Annotated in this window: 23 protein-coding genes and 2 tRNA genes; 8 read left to right on the forward strand and 17 right to left on the reverse strand. The window is 70.6% G+C overall.

Annotation, left to right across the window (positions count from 1 at the left end):
- Complete coding sequence (locus tag KDN32_RS20890) at positions 1 to 753, reverse strand: DUF881 domain-containing protein (protein WP_211734482.1); 753 nt, start codon at positions 751 to 753, stop codon at positions 1 to 3.
- On the opposite strand from KDN32_RS20890, the gene KDN32_RS20895 reads away from it, so the two are divergent.
- Positions 752 to 1,288: a cell division protein CrgA gene (locus KDN32_RS20895; protein WP_211734484.1), complete on the forward strand. Its 537-nt coding sequence runs from the start codon at positions 752 to 754 to the stop codon at positions 1,286 to 1,288. The two genes, KDN32_RS20890 and KDN32_RS20895, sit on opposite strands and share 2 nt — an antisense overlap.
- A gap of 357 nt (positions 1,289 to 1,645) precedes the next feature.
- On the opposite strand, the gene KDN32_RS20900 is transcribed toward KDN32_RS20895, so the two are convergent.
- Both KDN32_RS20900 and KDN32_RS20905 read right to left on the reverse strand, forming a co-directional pair.
- Entirely contained in the window at positions 1,646 to 2,599 is a 954-nt protein-coding gene (locus tag KDN32_RS20900) for a rhomboid family intramembrane serine protease (RefSeq protein ID WP_211734486.1), read from the reverse strand.
- A 10-nt stretch (positions 2,600 to 2,609) separates the two neighbouring features.
- Positions 2,610 to 3,122 carry a peptidylprolyl isomerase gene (locus tag KDN32_RS20905; protein ID WP_211734488.1) on the reverse strand — a complete coding sequence of 171 codons (513 nt, stop codon included), beginning with the start codon at positions 3,120 to 3,122 and terminating at the stop codon, positions 2,610 to 2,612.
- Positions 3,123 to 3,265: 143 nt separating this feature from the next.
- Here KDN32_RS20905 and KDN32_RS20910 point away from each other — a divergent pair, with 143 nt between their 5' ends.
- On the forward strand, positions 3,266 to 4,060 hold the full coding sequence (locus KDN32_RS20910) for a hypothetical protein (protein WP_211734490.1): 795 nt from the start codon (positions 3,266 to 3,268) through the stop codon (positions 4,058 to 4,060).
- 185 nt (positions 4,061 to 4,245) lie between these two features.
- Here the strand turns inward: KDN32_RS20910 and KDN32_RS20915 are convergent, their stop codons facing one another.
- From KDN32_RS20915 to dnaA, 14 genes are all read right to left on the reverse strand, one after another.
- Entirely contained in the window at positions 4,246 to 4,626 is a 381-nt protein-coding gene (locus KDN32_RS20915) for a DUF3817 domain-containing protein (protein WP_307854259.1), read from the reverse strand.
- A gap of 10 nt (positions 4,627 to 4,636) precedes the next feature.
- Entirely contained in the window at positions 4,637 to 5,410 is a 774-nt protein-coding gene (locus KDN32_RS20920; protein WP_211734492.1) for an SURF1 family protein, read from the reverse strand.
- 94 nt (positions 5,411 to 5,504) lie between these two features.
- Positions 5,505 to 6,176: a leucine efflux protein LeuE gene (gene leuE, locus KDN32_RS20925; RefSeq protein ID WP_211734493.1), complete on the reverse strand. Its 672-nt coding sequence runs from the start codon at positions 6,174 to 6,176 to the stop codon at positions 5,505 to 5,507.
- Between the two features lie 458 nt (positions 6,177 to 6,634).
- Positions 6,635 to 6,710 (reverse strand) — tRNA-Ala (locus KDN32_RS20930).
- Between the two features lie 14 nt (positions 6,711 to 6,724).
- Entirely contained in the window at positions 6,725 to 6,850 is a 126-nt protein-coding gene (locus tag KDN32_RS20935) for a DLW-39 family protein (protein WP_211734495.1), read from the reverse strand.
- A gap of 42 nt (positions 6,851 to 6,892) precedes the next feature.
- Positions 6,893 to 6,966, reverse strand: a tRNA-Ile gene (locus KDN32_RS20940).
- A gap of 65 nt (positions 6,967 to 7,031) precedes the next feature.
- The gene (locus tag KDN32_RS20945; RefSeq protein ID WP_211734497.1) at positions 7,032 to 7,574 is read right to left on the reverse strand and encodes a DUF3566 domain-containing protein; all 543 of its coding nucleotides are present in this window, start codon (positions 7,572 to 7,574) and stop codon (positions 7,032 to 7,034) included.
- A 3-nt stretch (positions 7,575 to 7,577) separates the two neighbouring features.
- The gene (gyrA, locus tag KDN32_RS20950) at positions 7,578 to 10,274 is read right to left on the reverse strand and encodes a DNA gyrase subunit A (protein WP_211734499.1); all 2,697 of its coding nucleotides are present in this window, start codon (positions 10,272 to 10,274) and stop codon (positions 7,578 to 7,580) included.
- A gap of 58 nt (positions 10,275 to 10,332) precedes the next feature.
- Entirely contained in the window at positions 10,333 to 12,516 is a 2,184-nt protein-coding gene (gene gyrB, locus KDN32_RS20955; RefSeq protein WP_211735089.1) for a DNA topoisomerase (ATP-hydrolyzing) subunit B, read from the reverse strand.
- A 316-nt stretch (positions 12,517 to 12,832) separates the two neighbouring features.
- The gene (locus tag KDN32_RS23455) at positions 12,833 to 13,402 is read right to left on the reverse strand and encodes a DciA family protein (protein WP_211734501.1); all 570 of its coding nucleotides are present in this window, start codon (positions 13,400 to 13,402) and stop codon (positions 12,833 to 12,835) included.
- Positions 13,392 to 14,552: a DNA replication/repair protein RecF gene (gene recF, locus KDN32_RS20965; protein WP_211734503.1), complete on the reverse strand. Its 1,161-nt coding sequence runs from the start codon at positions 14,550 to 14,552 to the stop codon at positions 13,392 to 13,394. Before recF ends, KDN32_RS23455 begins: the two co-directional genes overlap by 11 nt.
- Complete coding sequence (gene gnd, locus KDN32_RS20970; RefSeq protein WP_211734505.1) at positions 14,553 to 15,527, reverse strand: phosphogluconate dehydrogenase (NAD(+)-dependent, decarboxylating); 975 nt, start codon at positions 15,525 to 15,527, stop codon at positions 14,553 to 14,555.
- A gap of 242 nt (positions 15,528 to 15,769) precedes the next feature.
- Entirely contained in the window at positions 15,770 to 16,906 is a 1,137-nt protein-coding gene (gene dnaN, locus KDN32_RS20975; protein WP_211734507.1) for a DNA polymerase III subunit beta, read from the reverse strand.
- 412 nt (positions 16,907 to 17,318) lie between these two features.
- On the reverse strand, positions 17,319 to 18,782 hold the full coding sequence (dnaA, locus tag KDN32_RS20980) for a chromosomal replication initiator protein DnaA (RefSeq protein WP_211734509.1): 1,464 nt from the start codon (positions 18,780 to 18,782) through the stop codon (positions 17,319 to 17,321).
- A gap of 489 nt (positions 18,783 to 19,271) precedes the next feature.
- Between dnaA and rpmH the strand changes: the two genes are divergently transcribed.
- From rpmH to rsmG, 6 genes are all read left to right on the forward strand, one after another.
- Positions 19,272 to 19,409, forward strand: a complete 138-nt coding sequence (rpmH, locus tag KDN32_RS20985) for a 50S ribosomal protein L34 (protein ID WP_011758123.1) — start codon at positions 19,272 to 19,274, stop codon at positions 19,407 to 19,409.
- Between the two features lie 25 nt (positions 19,410 to 19,434).
- The gene (gene rnpA, locus KDN32_RS20990; RefSeq protein WP_211734511.1) at positions 19,435 to 19,788 is read left to right on the forward strand and encodes a ribonuclease P protein component; all 354 of its coding nucleotides are present in this window, start codon (positions 19,435 to 19,437) and stop codon (positions 19,786 to 19,788) included.
- Complete coding sequence (gene yidD / locus KDN32_RS20995; protein WP_211734513.1) at positions 19,785 to 20,051, forward strand: membrane protein insertion efficiency factor YidD; 267 nt, start codon at positions 19,785 to 19,787, stop codon at positions 20,049 to 20,051. Before rnpA ends, yidD begins: the two co-directional genes overlap by 4 nt.
- Positions 20,052 to 21,032: a membrane protein insertase YidC gene (gene yidC / locus KDN32_RS21000; RefSeq protein ID WP_211734515.1), complete on the forward strand. Its 981-nt coding sequence runs from the start codon at positions 20,052 to 20,054 to the stop codon at positions 21,030 to 21,032. It abuts the gene before it with no gap.
- 62 nt (positions 21,033 to 21,094) lie between these two features.
- The gene (locus tag KDN32_RS21005; protein ID WP_211735091.1) at positions 21,095 to 21,646 is read left to right on the forward strand and encodes a Jag family protein; all 552 of its coding nucleotides are present in this window, start codon (positions 21,095 to 21,097) and stop codon (positions 21,644 to 21,646) included.
- Positions 21,647 to 21,675: 29 nt separating this feature from the next.
- Positions 21,676 to 22,380 (forward strand): 16S rRNA (guanine(527)-N(7))-methyltransferase RsmG, encoded by a 705-nt coding sequence (gene rsmG, locus KDN32_RS21010; protein WP_307854261.1) that lies wholly within the window; start codon positions 21,676 to 21,678, stop codon positions 22,378 to 22,380.
- Positions 22,381 to 22,553 lie beyond the last annotated feature (173 nt).

The raw sequence follows: 22,553 nt of genomic DNA on the forward strand, positions 1-22,553 counted from the left end.
TCACTCCGGGATGGGCGTCGCCCAGGTGAGGTCGAGCAGGCCGCTGTAGGGCGGGGCCGTGGCGGACTCGAGCTCGGTCATGTCCCACGACACCCCGCCACCGGGCTCGTCGGTGTAGTCGCGGTAGGTCGCGAGGATCGGGTCGGTCGTGAGCTCGGACTCCATCCGCAGCGGGTCGCCGATGCCGACGACGACGTAGGGCGGCGAGTAGGACAGGCCGTTGAGCTTGACCACGTTGCCCTCGCACTTGATGCCGGTCGTGGAGATCACCCGCTGGCCCTGGATCGTCACCGCGACCGCGCCGGCGTTCCACATCGCGTTCGCGACGGCCTGGATGTCCTGCTGGTGCACCACCAGGTCGTTGGGGTCGCCCTCGTAGGCGACGCGCGCGTCGAAGGACGCGTCGTCGAGCGTCACCTGCACCGCCCGGCCCGACCTCTCCGTCAGGCCGGCCGGGTCGACGAGCGTGGCGATCTCGTCCTGGGCACGGGCCACCGAGCGGTCACCGAGCTCGGCGCTGAGCGACTCGACCTCGGAGGTGAGGTCGGCGACCTGGGCCGTGAGGTCGCCCGCCTCGTCCCGCTCGGCGCGCACCACCGAGCTGAGGTCGGTGAGGCGTCCGCCGCGCAGGTCCGTGCCGTCGCTCTGCTCCGCGCTCACCGCGAAGAGGGTCCCGCTGAGGATCACCACCACCGGGGTCGCCACCCTCCAGACGCGGCGGCGCCCGGGGGATGCGTGGGACTGCGGAGGCATGGCGACTACGCTAGCCCCCCGTCGGGCGCCTCGCGCCCGTGACCGCCGTACGCACGCCGCAGGCCGAGCCCCAGGAGCACCCGTGTCGAAGTCCACGAACCTCGTCGCCCAGGAGAAGAGCAAGCTCTTCACCGTCAGGTTCCTGATCAGCCTCGTGCTCATCGTCGCCGGCATCGCCTGGCTCGTCTTCTACTACACCCAGGCCCGCGGCAACCCGCTCGCGTTCCCGCCGGTCGAGGGCTCGCCCAAGGCCGTGGCCGACCTCGGCCGCTGGAACTACGCGATCGGCTTCGGCGTCTTCATGCTCGGCCTGATGGTCGGTGCCCACCCCTCGACCCCGCTCGGGCGCGGGCGCGGCGTCGTCATCGGCATGCTCGGGTGCTTCCTCGTCGGCCTGGTGTGGATCTGCACCTTCTACATCTTCTCCGACGACCTGTCGAAGCTGTGGATCTTCAACGACCTCGGCCAGTGGAACCTCGTGGTCGGCATCGCGTTCATGGCCGTCGGCTTCAGCTTCGCGACCAAGTGGGAGTAGGTTCTCCCTGACCGGTTCGCCGGTCCCGCGCCTCGAGCGGTGAGTGAGGCGCCTTCCTGGGGAAGGGAAGGCGTCTCTCTCACCGCTCGAGTCGATTTCGGGGCTCTTGCTCTCCCCGCCTGTGCACAACCGCCAGCGCCCGCCACCCCGGTTGTCCACAGGCTGTCCCCCGCCGGTTCCGCGCTCAGGAGCGGCTCCGAGTTCTCCACACTGTGGATAACTGCTGTGGAGAATTACACCCGTGTAGTTGTCCACAGTTGTGTGCACACCTGTGGGAAATGCACCGGCCCCCGCCCCTCCTCGTACGAGGCGGAGCGGGGGCCGAGGGGTCGGACCGGCGTCGGACCGGGCCGGGCGTCAGGTGAGCGCGGTGACCCGCACCAGGACCAGCACCACGAGGGCGATGGTGAGCAGCGCCAAGCCGCCCCACTGCACCAGCGAGCGCTGCCGTTTCGGTGCGAAGGCGACCACCGCGGCGGCCGCGGCGCCGGCGAGGAAGCCGCCGAGGTGTCCCTGCCAGGAGATGCCGCCGGTGAACAACCCGTAGACGGTGATGACGACACCGAGCATCAGGTTCTGCATGAGCGCCTGGGAGTTGAGCCGGGCCTTGCGGGCCACGACGAGCAGCGCGCCGAGCAGGCCGAAGAGGGCGCCCGAGGCGCCGACCGTGGACCCACCCGGGCTGCTGAGCAGCATGACCGCCGCGGAGCCGCCGAGCGCGCTGACGAGGTAGACCGCGAGGAAGCGGGTGCGGCCGATGATGGCCTCGAGGGTCGGGCCGAAGAGGAACAGCGCGAACATGTTCATCGCGATGTGCCACACCTGGACGTGGGTGAAGGCGCTGGTGAGCAGCTGCCACCACGCGCCGTCGGCGACGCCGGGGTGCCACGTCGTGGACGGGACGGTGTCGCAGAGCGCCTGGCTGCCGACGCCGGGGTAGTAGCGGCCCGTGCCGTCGGACAGCTCGCAGCGACCGCTGGGGGTGAGCCCGAGCAGCGCGAGGATGCGCGAGGACCCACCGCCGGTCGCGGTGATCGAGAGCCACACGAGGGCGTTGAGCGCGATCAGGACGAACGACGTGAGCCGCGGGTCGCCGCTGCGCTGGCCGCCGTACATCGCCCGGTTCTGGCGCGAGCCCCGGTTGGCCTCCTGCACGCACTGCGGGCACTGGAAGCCGACCGACGCGTCACGCATGCAGTCGGGGCAGATCGGACGGTCGCAGCGCTGGCAGCGGATCCAGGTCTCGCGACCGGGGTGCCGGTAGCAGGTGGGCACCCCGGTCGCGGGCTGGCCGTCGGACGGCTGGGTCATGTGCGGTCGGTCAGCGCTCGACGGTGACCGACTCGATCACCACGGCGTCGACCGGGCGGTCCATCGCGCCGGTGGGCGTGGTGGCGATCGCGTCGACGACGTCGCGGCTGGCCTGGTCGGCGACCTCGCCGAAGATCGTGTGCTTGCGGTTGAGCCACGGGGTGGCGCCGACGGTGATGAAGAACTGCGAGCCGTTGGTGCCGGGGCCGGCGTTGGCCATGGCGAGGAGGTAGGGCTTGTCGAAGACGAGCTCCGGGTGGATCTCGTCCTTGAACGTGTAGCCCGGGCCGCCGGTGCCGGTGCCGAGCGGGCAGCCGCCCTGGATCATGAAGCCGTCGATGACCCGGTGGAAGCCGAGGCCGTCGTAGTACTTCTCGCCGCTGCGGCCGGCGTCGTCGCGGTAGTCCTTGGTGCCCTCGGCCAGGCCGACGAAGTTCTCGACGGTCTCGGGGGCGTGGTTCGGGAACAGGTCGATGACGATGTCGCCCCGGTTGGTCTTCAGGGTCGCCTTCAGGTCGGCCATGGATGTGCCTCTCGATGTGGGTCGTGCTTGTGGCCCCGATCCTCCCACGCACCACCCACTGGCGGTCCTTCACCCGGACGGGGCTGTTGACGCTGGGGGCGGCATGGTGAGATGGACACACACTGATCACAGGAGGTCACCGCATGCGTTTCGGCCGCAAGAAGTCCCTGAAGGACCGGGCCCAGGACTACGTCGAGCAGCTCTCGGACGCCGTGCTGCCCCAGCTGGAGCACGCGTGGGAGCAGGCCGTGGACAAGGCCGGGCCGGCGATCGCCGACGCCCGCGACAAGGCGACCCCGATCCTCGCCGACGCCCGCGACAAGGCCACGGAGACCGCCCAGGCCGGTGCCGCGGTGGCGGCCGCCAAGGCCACCGAGGCCCGCGAGAAGGCGGCGCCGCTGCTCGCCGAGGCCCGCGCCACCGCCGCCGACAAGGCGTCGGTCGGCGCCGCGCTCGCCGCGGAGAAGGCGGCCGCGAGCCGCGAGATCGCCACCGCCAAGGTCAACGAGCTCCGCGGGGTCGAGCCGGAGCCCAAGGGCGGCAAGCTCAAGAAGCTGCTGCTGCTCAGCGGCCTGCTCGCCGTCGGCGGCTTCGTCTTCAGCAAGCTCAAGGCCAAGCAGGACGAGGGCTCCAACTGGCAGTCGACCTACGTCCCGCCCGCGCCGCCGAAGCCCGCGAGCCCGGCCACCCCCGCGGCCCCGGCCTCGCCGGCCGCGCCCGCGTCGGGTGCGACCCCCGACCCGCTGACGGACCCGCTCCCCGACGCGCCGACCGCCGACGACGTGGTCACCCAGGACCCGCCGGCCAGCGACGACACCGGCGGCGGCGCCCCCGGCGAGGCGATCAGCGACTCCGTCGAGGAGGCGCACCCCGCCACCACGCCGGACGAGCCGGCCGAGGTCATCGACGTCGACGACGTCCCGCAGAAGAAGGACTGACCCGACTCACCGACGAGCGGTGTCCCACCCACATTCCGTGCGTACGGACTGTGGCTGGGGCACCGCTCGTGGCGTGTCCGGGCGCGACACGCTCGCGGGGGGTGCCCCACCCACCTTTCCGGCGTACGAAAGGTGGCTCACGCACCGCCAGGGGCGGCCACCGCCAGGGGCGGGCCGCGGCGGGCTCAGCGCAGCTCGGGGTGCTCCGCACGCACCCGGCGGGTGGCGCGGTGCTCGGCCCAGAAGGACAGCAGCGGGACCGTGCCGCAGACCAGCGTGACCAGCGTGAACGGCAGGTCCCAGCGCGCGCGGCGCGAGAGCAGGAACGCGCTGAGCAGGAAGATCATGTAGAGCCAGCCGTGCGCCACGCCGAGGTAGGTCGTGATCAGCTCGCCGGTGTGCTGGAGGTCCGAGCCGGGGGTCACCCACGACGGGGTGCTGTCGAAGACGCCCCACATGGCGGAGCCGTCGAAGTTCGCGAGCGGGACGCCGATCAGGCAGAGCACCACGAGCAGCACACCGACGACGGTGGCCATCACGCGGTACGCGGTGAGGTTGCGTTGCACGGCCGCCAACCTATCCGTCGACCGGTTGGGTGGCCTGCTCCCGGTCCGCGGGGACGGCCGCGTCCGTGACCGGCGTCTCGTCCGGGTGGGTCGCGTCGCGGCGCCACCGCCACCAGATGAAGGCCGCGAACGCGCCGAAGATCCACCACTCGAAGGCGTAGAGCAGGTTGCGGACGCCGGTGAAGGTGCCGGGCTCGGGCAGCGACGCCAGCTCGGCCCGCTCGAGGCCGGCGCCCACCGCCTGGTCGACAACGTAGGCGGAGTAGAGGTCGACGTCGACGCGCTGGACCGCGTCCGCAACACGGATCTCCGGGAACACGTCGTCGGTCGGGTCGTCGTCGACGGCCAGGCTGCCGTCGGGGGGCTGGAGCCAGCCGGTGAGGTCGGCCGAGCCGTCCACGGCGAGCAGCTGCGCGTCGGGCTCGGGCGCCCAGCCGCGGACGACCAGGACGGCCTCGTCGCCGACCTGCAGCGGGTTGACCGCCCAGTAGCCGTCGCGCCCGTCGTAGGCGCGGTCCGCGACCCAGAAGCCGCCGTCGAGCCACTCGCCCGACACCTCGACGGGCCGCCCCACGTCGGGGGCGGGGAACGGGTCGTCGTTGCCCATCACGTCGTCGAGCGGCACCGGCGCGAGCTCGGTGAGGTCGCGCGCCTCGTTGACGCGGTGCGCCTGCCAGGCGTCGTACTGCCAGAGCCCGAGCCGGCCGGCCAGCGCCACCAGCACCAGCGCCAGGACCGCGGCACCGAGGTCGGTGAGCAGCGGGGGCCGGCGCGAGGAGGTCACGGCCTCGATTGTCCCAGCCGCCCGGTCATCGCGGACCGGCGGCACCGTGGACGCCTGGTGCCACCTGGTGGCTCGAGGACTCCCCGATCCTGCGTCAGGCGGAGGCCAGGGCGAGCTTGACCGCGAAGCCGACGAACACCGCGCCGACGGCCGACGTCGCGCCCGCCGACAGCGCCTTGCGGCGGCGGAACGCCTCGGCCAGGTGGGTGCCGCTGACGATCAGCACGCTGAGGTACGCCGCGCTGGCGAGGGTGGCGAGCGCGCCGAGCACCAGGAACGACACCGCCGGACGCTGGTAGGTGGGGTCGACGAACTGCACGAAGAACGCCACGAAGAAGAGGATCGCCTTCGGGTTGAGCAGGCTGATCAGCAGGGCGCGGCGGTAGGGCCGCTCCCCGCGCACGCGCGCCTCCACGCCCGCCTCGGCCGTCGCGTCGGCGAGCTGGTCGCCGACGCTGCGCCGCGAGCGCCACATCCCCCAGGCCGCCCGCAGCATCCCGACCGCGAGCCAGAGCAGGTAGGACGCGCCCACCCACTTCACGACACCGAAGGCCGTGGGGTTGGCCTGCAGCAGGGAGGCGACGCCGGCCGCGGACAGCGTCATCAGCACCGCGTCGCCGGTCCACACGCCCGCCGCCGCGGCGTACCCGCTGCGCACCCCGCGCCGCGCGGCGACGGAGAGGACGTAGAGCGAGTTCGGGCCGGGCAGCAGGACGATCAGGACCAGGCCGACGAGGTAGGTCGGGAGGTCGGTGATGCCCAGCACGGCACCAGTGTGGGGCTCGAGCCCGCTCCGGCGCACGTCGATCCCGCGACGTGGTCGTCGCAGACGCGCAGGCATTGGTCCCGCGCAGCCGCCAGCAGCCCCACGTGGAGCAGGGTCCACGGGCTACCAATGCCTGCGCGTCTCCGCTCCCTGCGGAGCGGGTCGCGGCATGAACTGGTGGAGCCTGGGGGACTCGAACCCCTGACCCCCTGCTTGCCAAGCAGATTCGCGCCATGACGGGCGCTGTTGGGACATGTCGCGTCTGCCGCGTTCGTGCAGGTCAGGTCCACGTCGGTCATCCGCGCCTCACCAAGGAGGTTGATAGGCAGCGGCTGAGGCGGCCGACTCGCTGATCGTCCGACAGACACGTCACCGATCGGTGACCTACCTGGCCGCAGAGACCTCTGGTGATCCGGTGCAGAACAGCGTCCAACTGGCCTCTGACCTGCGGCTATGTGTGGTGGAGCCTAGGGGACTCGAACCCCTAACCCCCTGCTTGCAAAGCAGGTGCGCTACCAATTGCGCCAAGGCCCCGTGATCGGGAGAAGTCAGGCCCGCTCGACGGTGTCGGTGGCCTCGGCCCAGAGGGCCTGCTCGTTCTTGCCCTCGACCATCTTGCGCTTCGCGAACGCCGCGCCGGCGGCGGCGAGGACGACCAGCAGGAGCTTCTTCACGGACTCTCTCCTTGCGTCGAGGACGTCGAGGGGGGTGTGCGGTGGGCCTAACAGGACTTGAACCTGTGACCTCTTCCTTATCAGGGAAGCGCTCTAACCGTCTGAGCTATAGGCCCGCATCCGCCGCAGTGCGGCGACGCCAGAGGTTACCCGACCGCGGTCGGGCGGTGCCAATCGGGGATCAGCGCTCGTCCTCCGCGAGGGTGACCTCGATGCCGCCGAGCAGCGCGGCCGCGAGGTTGTAGAGGAACGCGGTGAGGGTGGCGATGGCCGTCAGCAGGACCACGTCGAGCACCGCGACCAGCAGCGTGAAGCCCAGGACCCGCGACATGCCGACGTAGTCGGTCACGTCGAAGGTCGAGTTGCCGCTGTCGCCCTCGACGATGCTGGCGACCGCGGAGTTGATGGAGTCCCACACGCCGGCGGCGCCGAGCACCGACCACACCATGAAGATCGCGACGAACGTCACGACTCCGAAGGCGACCGACAGCAGGAACGACGTCTTCATGACCGACCAGGGGTCGACCCGGGTCAGCCGCAGCCGGGCCCGGCGGGGCTGGCGCGAGGGGCCGGAGCCGGAGCGCCGGGCCTTCTTCGCCGGTGCGGCGTTGGCCCGGTGCTCCTCGGCCGCTCCGGCGAGGGTGTCCTGCAGCTTCCCGGCGAACGAGCGGCGGGCGGGCTCACTCCCCGACGTACGACGTGGCGTCGCGGTGCGGTCCGACATGGATCACTCCTCGGTGTTCTCGTCGGGGGTCTCGGTGGTGGAGTCGGCGGGCGCCTCGGTGGCGTCCTGACCCTCGATTGTTGCACCGTCGACCACGTCCGGCGATTCCGCGGAACCCTCCTCGCCCTCGCCGGCGGCCTCCTCGACGACCTTCGCCTCGACCGAGCGGGCCACCACGGCCACCGTGTCGCCCTTCTTCGGCGTCACGAACTTCACACCCATGGTGGAGCGTCCGGTGGGACGGAAGTTGGCGTCGATCGGGCTGCGGACGACCTGCCCGCTGCTGGTGATCGACAGCACCTCGTCGTCCTCCTCGACGATGAACGCGCCGACCAGGCCGCCGCGGTCCTCGTTGGACAGCGACATCGCCTTGATGCCGATGCCGCCGCGCGACTGCAGGCGGTACTCCGAGATCCGGCTGCGCTTGGCGAAGCCGCCGTCGGTGATGGTGAAGACGTACTGCTCCTTGACCTCGTCGGACTCCGCGGCGTCGCCGGCCACGGCCTCCTCGGCCTCGACCTGCGCGGCGCGGATGACCGACATCGACAGCAGCGAGTCGCCGTCGCGGAACTTCATGCCGCGCACGCCGCCGGTGGCGCGTCCCATCGGGCGCAGCTGCTCGTCGTCGGCCTTGAACCTGATGGACTGCCCCTTGCGGGAGACCAGCAGGATGTCGTCGTCGCCGTTGACCAGCTCGGCGCCGATCAGCTCGTCGTCGTCCTCGCGGAAGTTGATCGCGATCACGCCGGCCTGGCGCGGGCTGTTGTAGTCGCCCAGCTTGGTCTTCTTCACCAGGCCGGTGCGGGTGGCGAGCACGAGGTAGGGGGCCTGCTCGTAGTCGCGGATCGCCAGCACCTGCGCGATGTCCTCGTCGGGCTGGAAGCTCAGCAGGCCGGCGACGTGGCCGCCCTTCGCGTCGCGCGCCGCCTCGGGCAGGTTGTAGGCCTTGGTGCGGTAGACCCGGCCGGCGGTCGTGAAGAACAGCAGCCAGTGGTGGTTGGTGGTGGAGATGAAGTGCTGCACCACGTCGTCGCCGCGCAGCGTCGCGCCGCGCACGCCCTTGCCGCCGCGCTTCTGCAGGCGGTACTGGTCGGCGCGGGTGCGCTTGGCGTAGCCGCCGCGGGTGATCGAGACGACGAGGTCCTCGTCGGGGATCAGGTCCTCCATCGACAGGTCGCCGTCGGCGGCGATGATCTGCGTACGCCGCTCGTTGCCGAACTTGTCGACGATCTCGGTGAGCTCGTCGGAGACGATCTGCCGCTGGCGGGCCTCGTTGGCGAGGATGTCCTCGAGGTCGGCGATCACGCGCTCGAGCTCGGCGAGGCGGTCCATGATCTTCTGGCGCTCGAGGGCGGCCAGGCGCCGCAGCTGCATCTCGAGGATCGCGTTGGCCTGGATCTCGTCGATCTCGAGGAGGTCCATCAGCCCGGTGCGGGCCTGCTCGACGTCGGGGCTGTTGCGGATCAGCGCGATGACCTCGTCGAGCGCGTCGAGCGCCTTCACCAGACCGCGGTAGATGTGCGCCTGGCGCTCGGCCTCGGCGAGGCGGAAGCGCGTCCGGCGCTGGATGACCTCGATCTGGTGGGTCACCCAGTTGCTGATGAACGCGTCGATGCTCAGGGTGCGCGGCACCCCGTCGACGAGCGCCAGCATGTTGGCGGAGAAGTTGGTCTGCAGCTCGGTGTGCTTGAACAGGTTGTTGAGCACGACCCGGGCGACGGCGTCGCGCTTGAGCACGACGACGAGGCGCTGGCCGGTGCGCGAGGAGGTGTCGTCGCGCACGTCGGAGATGCCCTGGATCCGGCCGGAGTCGGCGAGCTCGGCGATCTTGAGCGCGAGGTTGTCGGGGTTGACGAGGTAGGGCAGCTCGCTGATGACGAGCATCGTGCGGCCCTTGGCGTCCTCGTCGATCTCCACCACGGCGCGCTGGGTGATCGAGCCGCGGCCGGTGCGGTAGGCCTGCTCGATGCCCTGGCGGCCGACGATCAGCGCCCCGTTGGGGAAGTCGGGGCCCTTGATCCGCTCGAGGAGGGCGTCCTGGAGCTCGGCCTTGGTGGCGTCAGGGTGCTCGAGCGCCCACTTCGCACCGTCGGCGACCTCGATGAGGTTGTGCGGGGGGATGTTGGTCGCCATGCCGACCGCGATGCCGGCCGAGCCGTTGACCAGCAGGTTGGGGAACCGGCTGGGCAGGATGGTCGGCTCCTGCGAGCGACCGTCGTAGTTGGGCTGGAAGTCGACGGTGTCCTCGTCGATGTCGCGGACCATCTCCATGGCCAGCGGCGCCATCCGGCACTCGGTGTACCGCATGGCCGCGGCGGAGTCGTTGCCCGGTGAGCCGAAGTTGCCCTGGCCGTTGATCAGCGGGTAGCGCAGCACCCACGGCTGCGCGAGGCGGACCATGGTGCCGTAGATCGCGAAGTCGCCGTGCGGGTGGTACTGACCCATCACGTCGCCGACGACGCGCGAGCACTTGGAGAAGCCGCGGTCGGGGCGGTAGCCGCCGTCGTACATCGCGTAGAGGATGCGGCGGTGCACCGGCTTGAGGCCGTCGCGCACGTCGGGCAGCGCGCGCCCGACGATGACGGTCATCGCGTAGTCGATGTAGGACTGCTGCATCACCGTCTGCAGCTCGACGGGCTGGATGCGGTCGTCGCCGAAGCCGAAGCCGCCGGCTCCGGTGCCCGTGGGGGTCTCGGTCATGGTGGTTTCTCCTGCGTTCTATCGATGTCTAGGAATGCGTATAGATACCGCTAGCGGCCTAGATATCGAGGAATCGGACGTCCTTGGCGTTGCGCTGGATGAAGGAGCGGCGCTGCTCGACGTCCTCGCCCATGAGGATCGAGAAGATCTCGTCGGCGTGCGCGGCGTCCTCGAGCGTGACCTGCTTCATCAGGCGGGCGTCGGGGTCCATCGTGGTCTCCCAGAGCTCGTCGGCGTTCATCTCGCCGAGACCCTTGTAGCGCTGGACCGGGTTCTCCTTGGGCAGCTTCTTGCCGTTGGCCAGGCCGTCGCGGGTGAGCGCGTCGCGCTCGGCGTCGGAGAAGACGAACTCGTGCTCGGCCGGCTTGTTCCACCGCAGGCGGTAGAGCGGCGGCTGGGCCATGTAGACGTAGCCGTGCTCGATGAGCGGCTTCATGAAGCGGAAGAGCAGCGTCAGCAGGAGGGTGTTGATGTGGTGGCCGTCGACGTCGGCGTCGGCCATCAGCACGATCTTGTGGTAGCGCAGCTTCTCGAGGTTGAACTCCTCGTGGATGCCGGTGCCGAGCGCGGAGATGATCGCCTGGACCTCGGTGTTGGCGAGCACCTTGTCGATGCGGGCCTTCTCGACGTTGAGGATCTTGCCGCGGATCGGGAGGATCGCCTGGATGCGCGGGTCGCGGCCCTGCCGCGCGGAGCCGCCGGCGGAGTCGCCCTCGACGATGAAGACCTCGCACTCGGCCGGGTTGGTCGACTGGCAGTCGCTGAGCTTGCCGGGGAGGCCGCCGCCGCCGAGCAGGCCCTTGCGGTTGCGCGCCAGCTCGCGCGCCTTGCGGGCGGCGATGCGGGCGGTGGCCGCGGCCTGGGCCTTGCGGATGATCTCCTTGCCCTCGTTGGGGTTCTGCTCCAGCCAGGCGCCGAGCTGGTCGTTGACGATGCGCTGGGTGAAGCCCTTCGCCTCGGTGTTGCCGAGCTTGGTCTTGGTCTGGCCCTCGAACTGCGGCTCGCTGAGCTTGATCGAGATGATCGCGGTCAGGCCCTCGCGGATGTCGTCGCCCGAGACGCGGTCCTCGGGCTTCTTCATCAGGCCCCAGTCCATGCCGGCGTTGTTGATCAGCGAGGTGAGCGCCGCACGGAAGCCCTCCTCGTGGGTGCCGCCCTCGTGGGTGTTGATGTTGTTGGCGAAGGTGTGGACCGACTCGGTGTAGGAGGTGTTCCACTGCATCGCGAGCTCAAGGCTCATGTGCTGCCCGGTCGCGCCCTCGGCGGTCTCGGCCTCGAACGAGATCACCGTCGGGTTGGCGGCGTCCTTGCGGCGGTTGAGGTGCTCGACGTAGTCGACGAGGCCGCGGTCGTACTTGAAGACCTGCTCCATGCCGCCGGCCTCGCCCCGCTTGGGCGCGTCGTGGCCGGCGCTGTCGATCTCGCCCGCGACGGTCTCGTCCTCGACGGCGTCCATGATCGCGTCTGCCCGCTCGCGCTCGTCGCGCACCACGAACTCGACGCCCTTGTTGAGGAACGCCATCTCGCGGATGCGCGAGGTGATGGTCTCGAGGCTGTAGTCGGTGTGCTCGAAGATGTCGGGGGAGGCGTACCAGGTGACGGTGGTGCCGGTGCGCTCGCCGTCCTCCATCGGGCGGACCTGTGCGAGGTCGGCGTCGGGCACGCCGAGCTGGAAGGACTGGCGCCACACGTGCCCGCGGTTCTTCACCTCGGCGACGAGGTGGGTGGACAGCGCGTTGACGACCGAGACGCCGACGCCGTGCAGGCCGCCGGAGACCTTGTAGCCGCCGCCGCCGAACTTGCCGCCCGCGTGGAGCATGGTCAGCGCCATCGTGAGCGCGGGCATCTCCTGGCCGGGGGCGGTGTCGGTGGGGATGCCGCGCCCGTTGTCCTCGACCCGCACGCCGCCGTCGGCCTGCAGGGTCAGCACGATCCGGTCGGCGTAGCCGGCGAGGGCCTCGTCGACGCCGTTGTCGACGATCTCCCAGATCAGGTGGTGCAGGCCGCGCTCGCCGGTCGAGCCGATGTACATGCCGGGGCGCTTGCGGACCGCCTCGAGGCCCTCGAGCACCTGGATCGCGGAGGCGTCGTACTCGGTGCCCTCGTCGACCGCGGTGTTCGAGCGCTTCTCGACCGCCGCCTCGGCGGCCTCGGTCGCCTCCGTGACGGAGTCGGCGAGGGCCTCGGCACGCTGCGCCTCGCTGGGGGAGTCGGACTGTGGGTCTGGAGCGGAGTCGGAGATCTGACCTGGGGTGAACTCGGTGTTCTCTTCGCTCAAGGCACGGCCTTCTACTCTTCGCCCACGGGGCGCTCGACATGAGTCGAGTCGCCGCGGCTGCGTGAGCAGATCCGACCTGCGACTCGTACGCCCATGATACCCGTCAGCGGCCTCAGATCCCAGCATCTACCCCGCAGCTGGGGACGACCGAGGTGGAAATTCGCCCGTAGGCGGCCCACAGGGCCGTGTCTCGCGGCCGAACAGGGGGGTCGATGGGGGTCCCCACCACCGCGGGGCCCGCAGATCGGCAGATCTGGCCTCGCGTCCGCGGAGGCCCACCTCAGCCGTAGGTGTCGCGCGGACCGCGTCCGTCGCGGCTGGAGAGCCGGCCCTTGGTCCAGGTGGGGAGGTGCGGACCGAGCACCTCGATGAGGGTGACGGTGCCGTGCCCGAGGTCCTCGTTGAGCCGGCGCACGACGGCCGGCGCGAGCAGCTTGAGCTGGGTGGCCCAGGCCGTGGAGTCGGTGCGCACGACGAGCCGGCCCTCGTCGAACGACTCGGGGGTGCAGTGGGCGGCGACCTCCTCGCCGACCAGCTCGGCCCACCGGCCGAAGACCCCCTGCACCCGCAGGTCGACCTCCCATCCGTGGTTGGCGATCAGACGCCCCATCGCCTGCTCCAGCAGCTGGGGGTCGCGGTCGTCGGGGCGGGCGCCGGTGGCCTTGCCGGGCGTACGCCGTCGGGTGGGGCCGGTGCGTCGCCGCGCGGGGGGCGTGCCGGGCGAGGCCGCGGCCGCCCGGGCCGCCGAGCGCGCGAGGTCGAGCCCGTCCGGCCGGTGCTCGGGGACCGGGGGCTCCGTGGGGTCCGAGGCCTCGAGGGTCCCGTCGTCGTCCGGCCGCTCAGTCGTCACGGGTCACCTGTCCGTCGGCGACCCGGAAGCGGGTGCCGTGCAGGGCCTCGGGGACGTCGGCGGCCACCGCGGCGGTGACCAGCACCTGCTCCGCGCCCGCCACCAGCTGCGCCAGCTGGCTGCGGCGCTCGGAGTCGAGCTCGGCGAAGACGTCGTCGAGCACGAGGATCGGGTCGTCGCCGTCGGCGCGCAGCAGGTCGTAGGACGCCAGGCGCAGCGCGAGGGCGAACGACCAGGACTCGCCGTGGGAGGCGTAGCCCTTGACCGGGAGGCGGAGCTCACCGTTGCCGAGGGTCAGCAGCAGCTCGTCGCGGTGCGGACCGACGAGCGAGATGCCGCGGTCGAGCTCGTCCTTGCGCCGGGCCGCGATCGCGTCGAGCAGCGCCTGCTGGAGGTCTCGTGACGGGTGCTGCGCACCCTCCTCGACCACCGGGGACACGTCGATGCTCGCCCGGTAGTCGACGTCGGCGTCGTCGCGGCTGGCGCCGCGGGCCACGGCCTCGTAGGCCTTGCCGAGGTAGGGCCGGAGCGCCTCGACCAGCGCCAGCCGGGCGCCGAGCAGCTCGGCCCCGACCCGGGCGAGGTTCTCGTCCCAGATCTCGAGGGTGGCCAGGGCGGCGTCACGCGACCCGCCGCGGGCCAGGCCAGCCGTCTTGAGCAGGCTGTTGCGCTGCTTGAGCACCCGGTCGTAGTCGCTGCGGACTCCGGCCAGGCGCGGCGTGCGCAGCACCAGCAGGTCGTCGAGGAACTTGCGCCGGTCCGACGGGTCGCCCTTGACGAGGGTCAGGTCGTCGGGGGCGAAGACGACGGTGCGGACCAGTCCGACCAGCTCGCGCGGCCGGGCGAGGGGGGAGCGGTTGATCCGCGCCCGGTTGGCCCGGCCCGGGTTGAGCTCGACCTCGAGCAGGGCGGTGCGGCCGTCCTTGACCACCGACGCGCGCACGACGGCCTGGTCGGCACCGGCCCGCACGAGCGGGGTGTCGGTGGCGACCCGGTGCGAGGACAGCCGCGAGAGGTAGTCGATCGCCTCGACGAGGTTGGTCTTGCCCTGGCCGTTGCGTCCGATGAACGCCGTCGCCCCCGGCTCCAGCGCGACGTCGAGGTCGGCGTACGAGCGGAAGTCGTGCAGGGACAGGTGGGCGACGTGCACTTAGCTCTCGCCGGGCTCCGCGCCGTCGCCCGCGCCGGCGTGCTTCGAGGTGTCCGACTGCTCGGCCCCGGCCGAGCCCTCGGCGTCGCCGCCCTTCGGGGCCGACGACCGCACCGCGTGGCCACCGAACTGGTTGCGCATCGCTGCGACGGCCTTCATCGTCGGCGAGTCGTCCTGCTGGGAGACGAACCGCGCGTAGAGCGCGGCGGTGATGGCGGGGGTCGCGACGCCGTGCTCGATGCCCGCCTCGACGGTCCACCGTCCTTCGCCCGAGTCCGCCGCGTAGCCGGCGATCTTGCTGAGCCCGGGGTCCTCGTCGAGGGCATTGACCATGAGGTCGAGCAGCCAGGAGCGGATGACCGTGCCCTCGCGCCAGGAGCGGAAGACCTCGGTGACGTTGTCGGTGAGCTCCGCCTTGTCGAGCAGCTCCCAGCCCTCGGCGTAGGCCTGCATGATCGCGTACTCGATGCCGTTGTGGACCATCTTGGAGAAGTGCCCCGCGCCGACCTTGCCGGCGTGGACGGCACCGAAGTCGCCCTCGGGCTTGAGCGCGTCGAACGCCTCCTGCACCTTGGCGATGTCGTCGGCGTCGCCGCCGTACATCAGGGCGTAGCCGTTCTCCAGGCCCCAGACACCGCCGGAGACGCCGCAGTCGACGTAGCCGATGCCCTTCGCGGCGAGGAGCTCGGCGTTGGCGATGTCGTCGGTCCAGCGCGAGTTGCCGCCGTCGACCACCACGTCGCCCTCGCCGAGGAGCTCGCCGAGCTCCTTGACCGTGGCGCGGGTTGCCTCGCCGGCGGGGACCATCACCCACACGACCTTCGGGCTGGGCAGCGCCTCGACCAGCTCGGCGAGGGAGCCGACGTCACTGACGTCCGCGTTGCGGTCGTAGCCGACGACCGTGACGCCCGCGCGGCGCATGCGCTCGCGCATGTTGCCGCCCATCTTGCCGAGACCGATCAGTCCGATGTCCATGTCCGCAGCGTAGCCGTGCGCGAGGAACGAGTGCACGGCGCAGCGGAGGAGGTTGAGCAAGCCCGCGACCGAGGAACGAGGTCGCGTCAGGCGCGTCGAAACCCATGGACGAGCGATACCTGAGCACCCAGGCGCATCGATGCCCGCCCGGACGTGGTTTCGAGGCTCGCTGCGCTCGCACCTCAACCACCGAGGCAAGCGAACGCTCGCACCTCAACCACCGAGGGGTGCGAGCGCGTGGCTCAGGACAGCAGGCGACGCGGCATCAGCAGGTAGCGGAACGAGCTGGTGTCGTCGTCGGCGTCCGTGCCCGAGATGACGACCGGCTTGGTCGCCTGGGTGAAGGACAGGTCGACGAACTCACCGTCGATGGCGCTGAGGCCGTCGAGCAGGAACTGCGGGTTGAAGCCCGTGGTCAGGTCGTCGCCGGTGATGTCCGCGTCGACGGCCTCGGTCGCCATCGCCTCGTCGCCCGACCCGGCGTCGAGGACGATCTGGTGGTCGCCGAACTTCAGCTGGACGGCGGTGTTGCGCTCGGCGACCAGCGCGACGCGCTTGACGGTCTCGATCAGCTCGGCCTTGTTGACCTTGGCGACGGTGAGGTGCTCGGCCGGGAACAGCGAGCGGACCTTGGGGAACTCGCCGTCGAGCAGGCGGGTGGTGGTGCGACGTACGCCGCCGAGCCCGGTGCCCTCGAAGCCGATCAGGCCCTCGCCTGCGCCGCTGGCGCTGAGCGCGATGGTGACCTCGGCGCCGGAGGTGAGCGACTTGGCCGTGTCGCCGAGGACCTTCGCCGGGACGAGCGCCGCGACCGACTCGTCGGGCGACTGGGGGTTCCACGTGAGCTCGCGGTGGGAGAGCCGGAACCGGTCGGTGGCCAGCAGCGCCATGGTCGAGCCGTCGATCTCGATCCGGACGCCGGTGAGGACGGGGAGCATGTCGTCGCGACCCGCCGCGGTCACGGCCTGGGAGACCGCGTGGGCGAAGTCGGCGCTGGAGACGGTGCCGGTGGCCGCCGGCATCTCCGGGAGGGTGGGGTAGTCCGAGACCGGCATGGTCTGCAGGCTGAAGCGGGCGGAGCCGCAGGTCAGGGACACGCGCGGGCCGTCGAGGGTGAGCTCCACGGGCTTGGCCGGGAGGCTGCGGCAGATGTCGGCGAGCAGCCGGCCGCTGACCAGGGCGCGACCCTCGTCGTTGACCTCGGCGGTGAGCGTCGCGCGCGCGGACGTCTCGTAGTCGAAGGTGGAGAGCACCAGGCCCGCGTCGCTGGCCTCGATCAGCAGCCCGGCGAGGACCGGGGAGCTGGGGCGGACCGGCAGGCTGCGGGCAGCCCAGGCGACGGCGTCGGCGAAGACGTCGCGTTCGACGCGGAACTTCACAAGGGTCTCCTCGGGGAGAGGTGGGGTGCACGACAGGTTCGACGGGCAGGCGCGATCGGTGGACGCGCGTGCGCGTGGGAAGTGCATCCTGCCACGCGCACCGAGCCCATCGGCAGGGTTCTCCCCAGCGAAGGGGTCGTTCGGTGTTCGTGGGAGATCGGACCAGTCTTGAGGTTCACAGTCGTCGTAGGGTCCGTGGAAACTGTGGATGACCGGGGTTTGCGCTGGTCAGCGCGCTGCGACCCTGTTGACGGCAACTGTGCACGAGGCCGGACGGCACAGCCGGCGGTGTGGACGGCGACGGGACTCGTGTGGTTCGTCCCGAGGTCTCCACAGGGGCTGGGGACGAACGACCGGACCGAATCACATGTTCTCCACACGTCCGACGGGCTCGCGGGCAGGCCCGACGGGCTCAGCCCTGGCGCGCCTGCATCTTGACCCGGTTGGTGAGCTCGCTGACCTGGTTGAAGACAGCGCGGCGCTCGGCGAGCAGCTGGCGGATCTTGCGGTCGGCGTACATCACCGTGGTGTGGTCGCGACCGCCGAACTCGCGGCCGATCTGCGGCAGCGACATCGACGTGAGCTCGCGGCACAGGTACATGCCGATCTGGCGGGCCATCACCAGGTGGCGACCGCGCGAGGGGCCGGTGAGGTCCTCGAGGGAGACGCCGAAGTACGCAGCGGTCTGGGCGATGATCAGCGCGTGGGTGATCTCCGGCTCGCCGCCCTCGGGGATCAGGTCCTTGAGGACGATCTCGGCCAGGGTCATGTCGACCTCCTGGCGGTTGAGGTTGGCGAACGCCGTGACCCGGATCAGCGCACCCTCGAGCTCGCGGATGTTGGTCTGGATCTTGGAGGCGATGAACTCCAGCACGTCCGGCGGCGCGGTGAGCCGGTCCATCGCGGCCTTCTTGCGCAGGATCGCGATGCGGGTCTCGAGGTCCGGCGGCTGGACGTCGGTGATGAGTCCCCACTCGAACCGGTTGCGCAGCCGGTCCTCGAGCGCCTCGAGCCGCTTGGGTGCGCGGTCGGAGGTCAGCACGATCTGCTTGTTGGCGTTGTGGAGGGTGTTGAACGTGTGGAAGAACTCCTCCTGGGTCTGGGTCTTGCCCTCCAGGAACTGGATGTCGTCGATCAGCAGCACGTCCACGTCGCGGTAGCGGCGCTTGAACCGGTCCTGGCGGTCGTCGCGGATCGCGTTGATGAACTCGTTGGTGAACTCCTCGCTGGAGACGTAGCGCACCTTCGCGTTGCTGTAGAGGCTGCGGACGTAGTGGCCGATGGCGTGCAGGAGGTGGGTCTTGCCCAGGCCGGACTCGCCGTAGACGAGGAGCGGGTTGTAGGCCTTGCCGGGCGCCTCGGCGACCGCGACGGCGGCGGCGTGCGGGAACCGGTTGGACGACCCGATGACGAAGGTCTCGAAGGTGTACTTGGGGTTGAGGCGGGTCTCCAGCGCCGACGGGCGCCGCTCGCCCGCGGACGTGGCGTGGGCGCCCGGATCGGCGGACTCGGCCAAGCCGGAGGGGTCGACCGGGGCGTCGACCCGATCGTTTGTCGACAAAGAGACATGTCGATCTGTCGTCTCATCGACAGGAGCGGGGGAGTCCTCGAGCGCCGGGTTGACCGTGACGAGCATCCGGATCTCGCGGCCGAAGCCCTCGGTGAGGGCGTCCTCGATGTGGTTGCGCAGCCGGCCCTCGAGCTGGTTGCGGGTGAAGTCGTTGGGCACCGCGATGATCGCGGTGTTCTCGTGCAGCGTCATCGGCACGCTCGGGCGCAACCAGGCACGCTGGTTGGGCTGGAGGTCCTCCACGATCTGCTGCCAAGCCGTCCCGAGGTCTACCTGCTGCTCGTCCACCAGACCGCCTTCGTTCATCACCGTCGTCCGGGTCCTGCCGGGCTTGGCCTGACCTGCGGGTCCACAGAGTTTTCCACAAGCTGTGAACTCCGGCTGCCCCGGGTGGGGCAGAAGTTCTCCACAGCCGCGAACAGGACGACCTCCCCGTTGTTCGTGCAGGTCAGGACCCGGATCGGGGTCCCGCCGGCGGTACGCACGGGCGTACGTCGAGCCGGGGAGGTCCGCGCAATCCACAGGCCGCGGAAGCACGCAACGTAACAACCCGGCGAGGGGGCGGGCAAGGCGTCATCCACAGGGGCTTCGCGCGGGGACCCGCGCGGGTTTGACCCTCTGTTCGGCCACCGCGTACCGTTGGCCGGTCGCTCCGTGTCGACGGGTGCCGCATGTCCACGATCCACCACCAGGTGGCCACGTGGGTGGGCGGTGCCGGCCGAACATGTCACCACGTTCCAGCCTGCATCTCTCGCTGTGGAGTGGACATCCCTCGAAACCTTCGGAGAAATAGCCGTGAGCAAGCGTACCTACCAGCCGAACAACCGTCGCCGTCACAAGGTGCACGGCTTCCGCCTGCGGATGCGGACCCGCGCCGGTCGCGCGATCCTGTCGAGCCGTCGCCGCAAGGGCCGCAAGAGCCTGGCTGTCTGACGGCCCCGGCCCACGGCAGCCCGCCGTGCTCCCCCCGGCCCACCGCCTGACCGACAGCGACAGCTTCCGTCGTGCGGTCCGCGGTGGACGTCGCGCCGGTTCTGCGACCCTCGTCGTCCACCTGTGGGTGGACCCGACGGGCGTCGACGGTCCGGTCGAGGTGGGGTTCACGGTGAGCAAGGCCGTGGGCGACGCCGCCACCCGCAACCGTGTGAAGAGACGACTTCGTCACCTGACCCGGGAGCACCTCCCCTCGCTGGAGGAGCTTCCGGGTCGTGCTGCACTCGTGGTCAGGGCGCTCCCGGCCGCCGCCTCCGCGTCCTACGCGGACCTCGGCGCGGACCTCGGACGTAGCCTCGAGCGCGTGAGTCGAGCATGAAGCACGTCCTGATCGGCCTGATCAAGGCCTGGCGGTTCGCGATCAGCCCGCTCTACGGCCAGGTCTGCCGCTACCACCCGAGCTGCTCGGCGTACGCCCTCGAGGCGGTCACCGTGCACGGGGCGGTCCGCGGCAGCTGGCTCGGCCTTCGCCGGATCTCCCGCTGCCACCCGTGGGCGGCCGGCGGCTACGACCCCGTCCCCTCCCGCGCCACACCGGCTGCGGACACCCCTCCCCAGCCACCCGCAACTCGAGGAGCTTGAGTGCTCGACTTCTTCGGATCCATCGGCCACGCGATCATGGTGCCGCTCTACTACGCGGTGTCCTTCGTGCTGGTGGGCTTCCACAAGCTGTTCTCGACGTTCATGGACCCCGCGGGTGGAGCGGCGTGGGTGCTCTCGATCATCGGGCTGACGCTGACCATCCGCGCCGCGCTGATCCCGCTCTTCGTGAAGCAGATCAAGTCGAGCCGGAACATGCAGCTGATCCAGCCCAAGGTGCGCGAGCTGCAGAAGAAGTACGGCCACGACCGCGAGCGTCTCGCCCAGGAGACGATGAAGCTCTACAAGGACTCGGGCACGAACCCGTTCGCGTCCTGCCTGCCGATCCTGCTGCAGATGCCGATCTTCCTCGCGCTGTTCCGGATGCTCGACCAGGCGTCGAAGAAGGGCAAGGCCCACGGCTTCCTCGACGAGACGCTCGCCCGGCAGTTCGGTGATTCGAAGCTGTTCGACGTGATCCCGGTCTCGGGCACGTTCCTCAAGACCGGCGGCGTCACCGAGGTCATGGTGCTGGCCGCCGTCCTCGTGCTGGCGATGACCGCGACCACCTTCCTCACCCAGCGTCAGCTGATGAGCAAGAACATGCCCGCCGACGCGCTGTCCGGCCCGTACGCCCAGCAGCAGAAGCTGCTCCTCTACGTCCTGCCCGTCGTCTTCGCCGTCGGTGGCATCGCGTTCCCGATCGGCGTGCTCGTGTACTGGACGGTCTCGAACCTGTGGACCATGGCGCAGCAGTTCTACGTCATCCGGAACAACCCGGCGCCCGGCACGCCGGCCGCCGAGGCCAAGGAGCAGCGCGACCGCGCGAAGGCCGAGCGCAAGGGTCTCAAGACGCCGGCCCAGCTCGAGGAGGAGCGGCTCGCTGCTGAGGCCGAGGCGCGTCGCGAGGAGAAGGCGCAGACGCGCGTCCAGCCGCAGCGCCAGACCAAGGCGCAGCGCACCAACAAGAAGAAGAAGCGCTGACCCCACGACCCCACGGTGGCGGGCACGCCCGGTCCACCGTCCCTGCACGACACCACCAGGAGATTGACGTGACCGAGCAGATCACCGACCCCGAGGGCGGCACCGCGGCCGAGACCGAGGTCGAGCAGGACGCCGCTGCGGCGGCGCGCCCGTCCAAGCTGCAGCGCCTCGAGCACGAGGGCGACATCGCCGCCGACTACCTCGAGGAGCTCCTCGACATCGCCGACCTCGACGGTGACATCGACATGGACGTCGAGGGCGACCGGGCAAGCGTGCAGATCGGCGGCGCCGACCTGAGCCAGCTCGTGGGACGTGACGGCGAGGTGCTGGAGGCGCTCCAGGAGCTCACCCGGCTGGCGGTCTACCGCGAGACCGGTGAACGGTCGCGACTGATGCTGGACGTCGGCGGTCACCGAGCCGAGCAGCGGACCCGCCTGGTGGCGTTGGCCGAGAAGTCGATCGCGGAGGTCAAGGAGTCCGGCGAGTCCCTGTCGCTCGAGCCAATGAGTGCGTTCGAGCGCAAGGTGGTGCACGATGCCGTGGCCGCCGCGGGGCTGACGTCGGAGTCCGAGGGCGCCGAGCCCAAGCGCCACGTGGTGATCTTGCCGGCGTGAGCAACGACGTTTCACGTGAAACACCCTCCGTGCCCGAGGCGGCGCGGAGGGTGTTCGCGTCCGAGCGCCTGCCGTTGGCGGTCCGGTACACCGAGCTCCTGGCGACGGAGGGAGTGGTGCGCGGCCTGATCGGGCCACGAGAGGCACCGCGCCTCTGGGATCGCCACGTCCTGAACTCGGCCGTCGTCGGCGAGGCGATTCCCGACGGGTCCTCCGTGTGCGACATCGGCTCCGGCGCCGGACTGCCCGGTCTCGTGCTCGCGATCGCCCGGCCCGACACGACGGTGACCCTGGTCGAGCCGCTGCTGCGTCGGACCACCTTCCTCGAGGAGGTCGTCGACGAGCTGGGGCTGTCGCACGTACGTGTGGTGCGGGGACGTGCCGAGGTGCTGCACGGGGTGGAGACCTTCGACGTCGTCACCTCGCGTGCGGTGGCTCCGCTGGAGCGGCTGCTCACGTGGTCCATGCCGCTGGTGGCACCGCATGGAGCACTCGTGGCGATGAAGGGCAGGAGCATCGCCGAGGAGATCGAGACTGCGGCGCCGGTGCTGGCGCGGTACCGGTGCGGCACGCCCGAGGTGAGCGAGGTGGGCGCCGGCATGGTCGATCCACAGACGACCCTGGTGCGGGTGCCGTGGGCCGATCCGGCCCAGATAGGTTGGCCCTTGGCAGTCGGAACGCGCGCGGGTTCGCAGCGCCGTCGCCGACGTAGCGCCCAGCGAAAGGTGAAGTGACGTGAGCGACGGTCCGGAGCAGGGCTCGCGCCCGGCCCCCCGGGAACGTGACTCGGAGTTTTCCACCGGGTGGAACACGGGTGCTGAGCGGGAGTCTCCACAGGTTGGGGGGGTTCATCCACAGGCAGTGGGCTCGGCTAGCGTTTCACGTGAAACGTCGGTGGACTCCGTTT

This window comes from Nocardioides palaemonis (genome assembly GCF_018275325.1).
GTDB classification, from domain to species: Bacteria; Actinomycetota; Actinomycetes; order Propionibacteriales; family Nocardioidaceae; genus Nocardioides; species Nocardioides palaemonis.